7 protein-coding genes are annotated in these 9,536 nt (G+C 29.4%); 1 reads left to right on the top strand and 6 read right to left on the bottom strand.

The genetic code is table 11. From position 1 onward, the window contains the following. Positions 1 to 143: 143 nt before the first annotated feature. The 4 genes from VN21_RS03985 to VN21_RS03970 all read right to left on the bottom strand — a co-directional run bounded on the left by VN21_RS03985 (position 144) and on the right by VN21_RS03970 (position 4,720). Positions 144 to 968, bottom strand: a complete 825-nt coding sequence (locus VN21_RS03985) for a carbohydrate ABC transporter permease (RefSeq protein WP_046822151.1) — start codon at positions 966 to 968, stop codon at positions 144 to 146. Between the two features lie 17 nt (positions 969 to 985). Then, complete coding sequence (locus tag VN21_RS03980) at positions 986 to 1,930, bottom strand: carbohydrate ABC transporter permease (RefSeq protein ID WP_021429006.1); 945 nt, start codon at positions 1,928 to 1,930, stop codon at positions 986 to 988. A 64-nt stretch (positions 1,931 to 1,994) separates the two neighbouring features. Next, positions 1,995 to 3,293, bottom strand: coding sequence for an ABC transporter substrate-binding protein (locus tag VN21_RS03975; RefSeq protein WP_046822150.1), 1,299 nt, complete (start codon positions 3,291 to 3,293; stop codon positions 1,995 to 1,997). 146 nt (positions 3,294 to 3,439) lie between these two features. Next, the gene (locus VN21_RS03970; RefSeq protein ID WP_046822149.1) at positions 3,440 to 4,720 is read right to left on the bottom strand and encodes a Gfo/Idh/MocA family protein; all 1,281 of its coding nucleotides are present in this window, start codon (positions 4,718 to 4,720) and stop codon (positions 3,440 to 3,442) included. A 213-nt stretch (positions 4,721 to 4,933) separates the two neighbouring features. Here VN21_RS03970 and VN21_RS03965 point away from each other — a divergent pair, with 213 nt between their 5' ends. Next, positions 4,934 to 6,103 carry an AraC family transcriptional regulator gene (locus tag VN21_RS03965; protein ID WP_046822148.1) on the top strand — a complete coding sequence of 390 codons (1,170 nt, stop codon included), beginning with the start codon at positions 4,934 to 4,936 and terminating at the stop codon, positions 6,101 to 6,103. Between the two features lie 30 nt (positions 6,104 to 6,133). Here the strand turns inward: VN21_RS03965 and VN21_RS03960 are convergent, their stop codons facing one another. Continuing rightward, entirely contained in the window at positions 6,134 to 7,531 is a 1,398-nt protein-coding gene (locus VN21_RS03960; protein WP_046822147.1) for a peptide MFS transporter, read from the bottom strand. Positions 7,532 to 7,609: 78 nt separating this feature from the next. Continuing rightward, on the bottom strand, positions 7,610 to 9,403 hold the full coding sequence (locus tag VN21_RS03955) for an aminopeptidase P family protein (RefSeq protein WP_046822146.1): 1,794 nt from the start codon (positions 9,401 to 9,403) through the stop codon (positions 7,610 to 7,612). Positions 9,404 to 9,536: the final 133 nt, after the last annotated feature.

Genomic DNA, 9,536 nt, shown 5'->3' with positions numbered 1-9,536 from the left:
TATATATTTCAACTTTTTCGAATTGTTTAATATTTCGTTTATTTTCAGAATAGTAAAAAACAGGGTAATTTCAAACAATTACCCTGTTTTTTATTTTTTTAATATACATATATAATTGTACTGGTTTTTGTCATAATTCCGGATTATTCTTTTCCTGCAGAAACAGCTATACTGGATATAAATTTCTTTTGGAATATACTAAATACAACAACCATAGGAATTATAGACAGTACCGCACCCGCCATCATTCTAGGATAATGTGTACCATATTGTCCTACAAAAACCCTAAGCCCTGCTGCTAGTGTCAATTTTTCAGGAGTTGAGTTTACAATTAGTGGCCATAAGAAACTGTTCCAAGCCCCTAATCCTCCAAGTATAGCCACAGTCCCTAAAGCTGGTCTAACAATTGGAACCATTAATTTGAAAAATATTGTAAATTGAGATGCTCCATCTATTATTGCAGCCTCCTCCATGTCTCTAGGTATAGACTTAAAATGTTGTCGTAATAAAAACGTATAATATATACTAAATATTCCAGGTAATACTATCGCTGTTAATGTATTTAAAAGTCCCATATCTTGTATTATTTGATATTGTGGAATCAAATACATCTGACCAGGTACCATCATAGCTGCCATAAGAATTAAAAATATAGCTTCTTTAAATTTAAAATCTAATCTTGCAAATGCGTATGCTGCTGGTGTTACTATAATTAACTGTAATACTACAGATGCTATTGTTACTATTATTGTATTGAAATAATACTGAGCAAAAGGAAATTCTTTAAATATTTGAGTATAGTTCTCAATTCTTACAGATTCAGGGAATATTTTAGGCGGAATAGCTTCTGCTTCTGCCAATGTTTTAATAGATGTTAAAATCATCCATATAAAAGGTAATGCAATAAATCCTGCCATAAGTATAAGCCCTATGTGAGTTAAAATCTTAGCACTTCTTTTCGTTTCCATACTTTTCCCCCCTAATCTTATTCATCTGAATAATGAACCCATTTTTTTTGCAACTTAAATTGTATTAATGTTACTGCCATTATGATTAAGAATAAGATTACAGCTACAGCAGATGCATACCCCTTATCACCTAATGTAAACCCTAAATCATAGAAATATCTTGTCATAGTTATTGTGGATTCATAAGCTGGACTTCCTTGTTTTATAAGCATGAACACAACATCAAATAATTGGAAAGATCCAATTAAAGACCATATAACAATAAAAAATATACTTGGGGTTAAAAGTGGGATAGTTATATGAGTAAATTGTTTAAATGACGAAGCTCCATCTATAGATGCTGCTTCATAATAAGATTCAGGTATTGATTGAAGCCCACCTAAGAAAATCATTATCTTGTATCCTAAACCACTCCATATAATGAATACTATTATTACTACTCTAGCTAAGTTTGGATCTGTAAACCATAATTTTCCCTCTAATCCTATAGCTTCTAAAAATTGGTTAACAAGTCCAAATCTTGAGTTAAACATCCATTGAAATACTAATGTTGATGCAGATGCCATAGTCACAACAGGTAAGAAATATATAGTTCTATAAATTCCTTTTCCTTTTATGTTTTTGTTAAGTAGGTTTGCTATGCAAATAGATATAATTACCATAGGAGGCACAGTCACTACCACATATAAAAAAGTATTCCCTACAGCTTTATAAAACAACGGATCCTTAAACAGCCTTAAAAAGTTTTCAGATCCTACAAAGTTCCATCCTCCAAATGCATTTAAATCTGTTAAGCTATAAAATAAATTTAGTATAAATGGTATAAAGTTAAATACTAAAACCCCTATTAAAAGTGGCATTATAAACATATATCCAGTTAAGTTGCGCTTTAGGTTTTTCTTTTTTTTAGCTTTTAATTTATCTAAATTGCTGGGCTTTTCATTATATACCTCTGCTTGCAATTAAAATCCCCCTTTTATCTATTCTAAGAGGATGTCTAAAACATAGACACCCTCTAAAAAATCCCTATTTTTTCTCTTTATCTAATATAGATTGCATTTCTTTTTGTGCGTTTTCAAGTGCTTGATCTAAACTTATTTCATCTTGCATAAATTTAGTTATATTATCAACTATAGCTTTATCCCATTTTGAAGTTTCAAAACTATTAGGAAGTGGCATAGCATTTTCTGCTACATTAGATATAACCGAAGTATCTATCCCTGTTTTTTCTTTCATTATTTTACCAAATAAATCTTGAACATTTTTATGAGCTTGAGGAACTAAAGCTAATTCAGTATATTTTTTCATCGACTCTTCACTTGACATGTAGTTGATAAAATCAAAAGCTTCTTCAGGATGTTTAGAGTTTGAGGATATTACATTTCCTAAACCATGTATTACAGTTTTAGATTTATTTCCTTCTTTTATAGTAGGTATTTCATATAATTTAAAGTTTCCTGCAACTTGTGCTTGTTCTTTATCTGAGTATGGTAATAGTCCGTATGACCCCATTTGTAAAACTAAAGCTTTTTCAGATTTAAATAATGTTCCAGCTGTAACTTCTAATGTTATATCATATGGACTATGTAAGTCACTTTTTACTAAATCATAATACTTTTTAAATCCTTCTTTAGTTTCAGGTGTTGTTAACATAGCTTTAGTCTTATCATCACTTATTACCTTACCTCCCGCTGAAGCAACTTCATTAAATACGCCTGACTGTGTACTTTCTGTTGCATAAGAAGTAAAAGGATATATATCTTTTGGCAATTTTGATTTAGCATCTGTCAACCAAGCTATCATCTCATCCCAATTCCAATTTTCCTTAGGCTCAGGAATTCCGTATTCTTCCATAAGCTTTGTATTAACCATTAAAATATTGTTATCCCAGAATGTAGGAATTCCATACTGATCTCCTTTATAACTGTATAAACTACTTAAACTTTCCAAATATTGGCTCATATCAACATTTTTATCTTTTATATAGTCTTTCATATTAACTAACATTCCATTGTCAGCATACTTATTAAAATTAACAGCATTCATCCAATATATATCAGGAGCTGACCCCCCAGCTGCTGCTGTTTCCATTTTAGTCCAATAGTCTGCAAATGAATATTGTTCTACCTTAATGTCTACATTTGGATTTTCTTTTTCATACCCATCTATCAAAGTTTCTACAGCTTCCATATGAGTTTTATCCCATATAGCATATCTTAGTTCAACTTTCCCATCAGCACTATTTCCTCCAGTAGAACTACATCCCGTTAGCCCTAGCACTACAGATAAAACTGCTCCTGTTATAATTCCCCTTTTTAAAAACATATCAAATCCCCTTCCCACAAATTAAACTAATCAAATATTTTTTCCTGAATATTTCGATAATTTTCTTTAATTATATGATATATAAATGTGAACTCATTGTATTTGTAAATTTATACACTTTTTTTATAATTTTGTGTAATAATATATTATGCTTCAGCCTTTATCTTTTCTATTGCCTCATCCCAAAACTTTTCAATATTAACAACTTCTTTATTTAATCTAGAATACTCAGCTGCAAATGCCATGATATGACTTTCAACAGATTTTTTAGCACTAGTTCTTCCTTCTCCACCGTTTTCTGAAACTAGTTTAACAAAGTCTTCCATTATTCCATAATCACCGCCTCCATGGCCTCCTTCTACCTCTTCTGGAATAATAGTTTCTATAGTATTTTCCCCAAATTTCTCAAACTTTTTAACTTCTATAATATTTTTAACGTGATTTCCTCCTACTTCACCATGAGTAAACATCAGTTTAATAGTTCTGTTACATTCTTCAGTAAATGCAGATAAGTTAAATGTAGCTGTTATATCATCTTCAAATTCAAGTATAGTTACCATGTGATCTACAACATTATTATCACATTTATATACGCATCTTCCATATGGACCCGTTCTTAATGCTTCTTCTAAATTTTCTTTACTCGGTACTGGATGTACTACTTTTGCAAATATAGGTTTTTCCGATAAATATAATTTTTTAGCTGAGTATGGGCATCTCTCTTCTACTTTACAGTCTAAACATCTATCGGCCATTCCTTCTTTAAAATTTTTATCTCTCATATGAGTCAAATGTCCAAACGCAGATATATTATTGCATTTCTTACCTGTTAACCATAATAATATATCCATATCATGACAACTTTTAGCTAGTATAAGAGGACTCGTTTCATTGCTATTTCTCCAGTTTCCTCTAGTAAATGAATGTGCAAAATGCCAATACCCTATATTCTCATTATGTTGTATGCTAACTAGCTCTCCTAGCTCTTTGCTATCTACTATTTCTTTTAATTTTGAGAAAAAAGTAGTATATCTAAGCACATGGCAAATCATAAACACTTGATTTGGGTGCTTTTTAGCTAACTCCCCTAATTTTACTATATCTTCTAACTTGTTTGACATTGGTTTTTCAAGCAATACATGATATCCTTTTTCAAGAGCTATCTTAGTTGGTTCATAGTGTGACTCATCATTATTAGCTATTATAATCGCATCAGCCAATCTTTCTTTTTCTAGTAAATTTTCCCATGTTTTAAATACATTTTCAGATTCTATATTATGTTCTTTTACACATATATCTCTTCTTATATCATGTGGCTCTGCCACTGCAACAACTTTACCTAATTCTTCATGATGTTTAAAATATGGAGCATATGCATGCATACCTCTTGCCCCCGCACCTACTACTGCTACTGTAATTTTCTTCATTAATCATTCCCCCATTAATTTTGAAGTTTTTTATTTACTTATTAAGTATATTCTAGTACTTTATTTCTTATATGTATTTGCACTTTTGTATAAATGTTTTACATTTTTATGTATTATATTAAACCTTAAACTATAACTAAATTTGATTTTTTATGCTATTTTTTGTAAAATATTATTAGGAAAAAGATTTCATGGTTTTGGGGGGATATTAAATTGTTTAAACAAACTACTTGTTTATCTTTTAAAAAATATGGGGAGGCTTTATCATCTTTATCTGATGATATTATAATTTGTGAGAAAAAAAAATCTATTACACTTTTAGAAAAATCTATTACTAAACTTTTTTATGCAGAATTTGACATCCATATAAAGTTGCAAAGCGGAGTCGTGCTAATTGTTGTTTCTAATGATTCTAATTTTAATAGTATAGAATCGTTTATCTTAAATAGTAAAATAAAACTAAATAAAGGAGTTTTTTATAATTTTATACCAATATCAGATAATTGTAATGTAGATTTATATGGTAATAGTCTTTTTTTAAATTCAATAAACATTGTTCAGGATTATAATTATAAAGAAATAGTGCCTAAAATTTTAATAAGTAAGATTTATACTAAATTTTATCAAGAAAAGCCAACTAATTATTTATTCAAAGGTGAAAAACATAACTTTTGGGAACTTACATATGTAGATAGAGGCGTTTTATATACTGAAGTAAATGGAAAGAAGTTTAAGTTAAATCAGGGGGATTTATTTTTCTATGCTCCAAATGAATATCACTCGCAATATACTGATAATAAAAAGTCTTGTTCATACTTAACAGTAAGTTTTGAAATGGATTTCAATGATACATTACTTCTTTCAAATAAAGTATTTACCTCTACAAAGGACTTATACACTATAATAACTAAGCTTATGAAAGAACTTAATTCTACACATTTATATTGTGATGAGCTTTCTATTTGTTATTTAAAAGAATTAGTTTTAAAAACTTTAAGCATTGATTTTGAAACTTCTATTGTAAAACCAGCTAATAAAATCCAACAATTTTATGACGATGAACTTTTAAATTCAATATTGAAATTTATAAATGAAAGCATCTATGATTGTTTGGATATTCAAACTATATGTGATAAGTTTTCAATAAGCAGTTCTAAGTTGCATTTATTATTTAGATCTAATTTAGAAACTACAGTTAAACTTTATATAAACAATTTAAAGTTAAAGAAAAGTAAAGAACTTATAAAAGAAACTAATTATACAATTAGTGAGATTTCTGAAATTTTAGGATTTAATTCTATTCATTACTTTTCCAATAAATTTAAAAAAGTTTATGGTTTTTCTCCAAGCGAATATTTAAAATCAGTAAACAAAAACTATTAAAGACTAGGATATAATCCTAGTCTTTATTTATTAAGCAGTTATTTTTTCATCATCATCAGTACCTATCATTGCAGTTAATTTTTTATTAAATGCAAGTAATATGAATGTACCAACTACTAAAATTACAGGTATAGAAATGAATGTTTGCATAAGACCCATTTTTTCTATTATCATTTGAACATATCCTGCTGCTTTGTTTGCAAAGAAAGTCGCACATGCCCAAACCCCCATAAGTAAAGATAAGTATTTAGCTGGAGCTATTTTACTTACTAATGAGTTTCCAAGTGGTGAGAAACACATTTCTCCTATAGTTTGGAATAAAACGAATAGCATTACCCAAACAACACTAGCTTTAAAAGTAGCAGGAGCTCCTACTCCTCTTGAAAGTTCAGCAACTATTACAAATCCAAATGCTACTGCTAAAAATATATATCCTAACGCTATTTTTTGAGCCATACTTAAGTCACCTTTTTCTCTTTTAGATAACATAGTCCATATAGATGCCATTATTGGTCCTAAAACCACACATAAAAATCCATTTAATGTTTCTATCCATATTACAGGTATTTCAAATGATCCAATTGATAAATCAACATAATCATTCATATATAATGCTAGAGAAAAACCTGCTTGGTTGTAGAATACCCAGAAGAAAATTGAGAAAAATGATAATATGAATATTACTTTTACTCTAGATTTTTCTTTCTTAGTTAAAGGTCTATCTACATTTTTAGTTTCTACAGTATTGCCAGCTTTCTTATCAAGCATTTTTTGAGGATATTTGCCGGCTTCTCCTAAAAACTTCATAGTACATATAAATAATAATCCACCAAGTAACGTAACTATTGCAGCTAACATGAAACATTGTCTAAATCCATATGCAACAACATGTCCATTTTCTATAACTGCAAAAGTTTTAGTATATAATATACCTATAGTTAATGTTCCTATACATGATCCTAAGTTAACAAATGTATATAATATAGAGAATGCTGAATCTTTTCTAGTATTATCATCATATAGTTCCCCAACTAATGCATTTAAATTCCCTTTAAAAAATCCTGTTCCTATAGATATTAATATTATCATTGCATGAACCCAAATTACACTGGTAGCAAAATATCCTAATGCATATCCCGCTGCCATTATAATCGTTCCTATTATTACACAATATCTAGCTCCTATCCATCTATCACATATCATTCCCCCAAATATAGGTGCCAAATAAGTGAAGGCTGCCAAGTTTGCTACTATAACTGTTGCATCAGCCTTATCTACCCCTAATCCCCCTCTAACTACTGTTTCAGCTAAGAATAATAATAATAATATCTTTGATCCGTAATATGCGAATCTTTCAAACGTGAAAGTTAACCCACAAACATACAACCCCTTAGGATGTTTTGTAGGTGCAGATGCTGTATTTGCCATCTTAAGTCCCCCTTAAATTTTTAATTTTATAATTAAAACAGCTTTACATTTAAAAAGCTACCTTATTATACTTTTAATCTATACTCCCCTAGTATATTTTTTTAACCATACATTTTCTTCTTCACTTAAATATGGAGATATTTTTTCATAAACTAATCTGTGGTAATTATTTAAATAATCTCTTTCCTCTTTATTTAAATAATCAATATTTATTGCATCTAAATCTATAGGTGCAAATGTTACCACTTCAAATTCCATGAATTGACCATATTCATTTTTCTCTGCTTTTTTAGTTATAAGTTCATTTTCGATTCTTATTCCATGAGAACCTTCAATATATATTCCAGGCTCATTAGTTGTTACCATACCTTCTTCTAGAGTAGCTGTTTCTAATCTGTTAGGAGCTATTTTCCATCTAAATCCATTTGGAGCTTCATGTATAGTTCCTAAGAAACCTACTCCATGGCCTGTTCCACATTTGTAATCTAATCCTAAATTCCACATTGGTCTTCTTGCTAATATATCTAGGTTATATCCCTTTGTTCCATATAAGAATTTAGCCATAGATAAATTTATCATTCCCCTAAGAACTGCAGTAAAATGCATCTTTAACTCACCATTTACTTCCCCTAAAGCTATGGTTCTTGTTATATCTGTTGTTCCGTCAAAATATTGACCACCTGAATCTATTAAAAATAAGTCTCTAGCTTCCAATTTATAATCACTTTCAGGTGTAGCACTGTAGTGCATCATAGCTGCATGTTCTCTATATCCAGCTATAGTTGCAAAACTTGGCTCTATAAATCCTTTTTGGGCACGTCTTAACTCTTCCAATTTTTCTGATGCACTTATTTCAGATATTTCTATATTTCCTACATTATTCTTTAACCAATACATAAATTTGGTAAATGCTACTCCATCTTTTAAGTGGCTCTTTCTAACGTTTTCTAATTCAATATTATTTTTTACAGCTTTAAAGTTCATTGTAGGATTAGGCGCATTTATCTTTTGAACTTCATTTGGTAAATTATTATATATTGAGTAGCTAACTTTACCCTCATCTAATAACACTTTTTCAGTTTTATCAATAGTTTTAACAAATTCATATATATCATCGTATTTTTTTATTATTACATTTTCTGTCTTTAATTCATTTATTATTTCTTCATTTAATTTGCTTTCCTCTATGAATAAGTAAACTTCATCTAATGTTATTATTGCGTATGAAAGAACAACCGGAGTATACTTAACATCTCTTCCTCTTATATTAAACAGCCATGCTATATCATCAAGAGTTGTTATAATATGAGATGTTACATTTTTTTCTTTCATAACTTCTCTAAGTCTTTTTAATTTCGAACTAAATGTCTCCCCTGCATAATTAACCTTTAATAAAAAAGCTTTCTCTTTTGATAAAGAAGGTCTATCGTTCCATACTTTATCCACTAAGTCATACTCATACTTTATGCTTACATTTTTTCCTTTTAACTTTTCTTCTAAACGTTTGCCCTCATCTGCAGATATTAACCTACCATCAAATCCTAATATAGACCCTTTAGATAACTTCTCACATATAAATTCTTGAGTAGTAGGAACACCTTCTTCTCCCATTTTAAATAATTTAATCCCCGTATTTTTCAATTGATTTTCAGCTTGTATAAAATATCTTCCATCTGTCCAAAGTCCTGCTTCATCCATAGTTACTACTAAAGTTCCTGCTGAACCTGTAAATCCAGATATGTACGCTCTTGATTTAAAATAATCTCCTACGTATTCACTTTGGTGATTGTCTGAAGATGGTATTATATATGCATCTATTTTGTACTCCCCCATGTATTTTCTTAAACTCTCTAATCTACCACTTATCATAATACTCCCCCTTATCCTACATATAAAATTTTATGCATCATCTATCGCCCACTTATATAGTAACACCTGATGACATCGTTTTCAATATTTTTACATTATTTTTCTTATTTTTAAAATTTTAAGAATTAATTAAATA

Source organism: Paraclostridium benzoelyticum (assembly GCF_001006285.1).
Classification (GTDB): Bacteria; Bacillota; Clostridia; order Peptostreptococcales; family Peptostreptococcaceae; genus Paraclostridium; species Paraclostridium benzoelyticum.
The sequence above is the reverse complement of the archived record's forward strand: the minus strand, read 5'-3'. Positions and strand labels throughout refer to the sequence as shown.

Coding starts and splice junctions, on each gene's coding strand:
- VN21_RS03985 (WP_046822151.1), bottom strand. CDS start 968: ATGGAAACGAAAAGAAGTGCTAAGATTTTAACTCACATAGGGCTTATA.
- VN21_RS03975 (WP_046822150.1), bottom strand. CDS start 3,293: ATGTTTTTAAAAAGGGGAATTATAACAGGAGCAGTTTTATCTGTAGTG.
- VN21_RS03970 (WP_046822149.1), bottom strand. CDS start 4,720: ATGAAGAAAATTACAGTAGCAGTAGTAGGTGCGGGGGCAAGAGGTATG.
- VN21_RS03960 (WP_046822147.1), bottom strand. CDS start 7,531: ATGGCAAATACAGCATCTGCACCTACAAAACATCCTAAGGGGTTGTAT.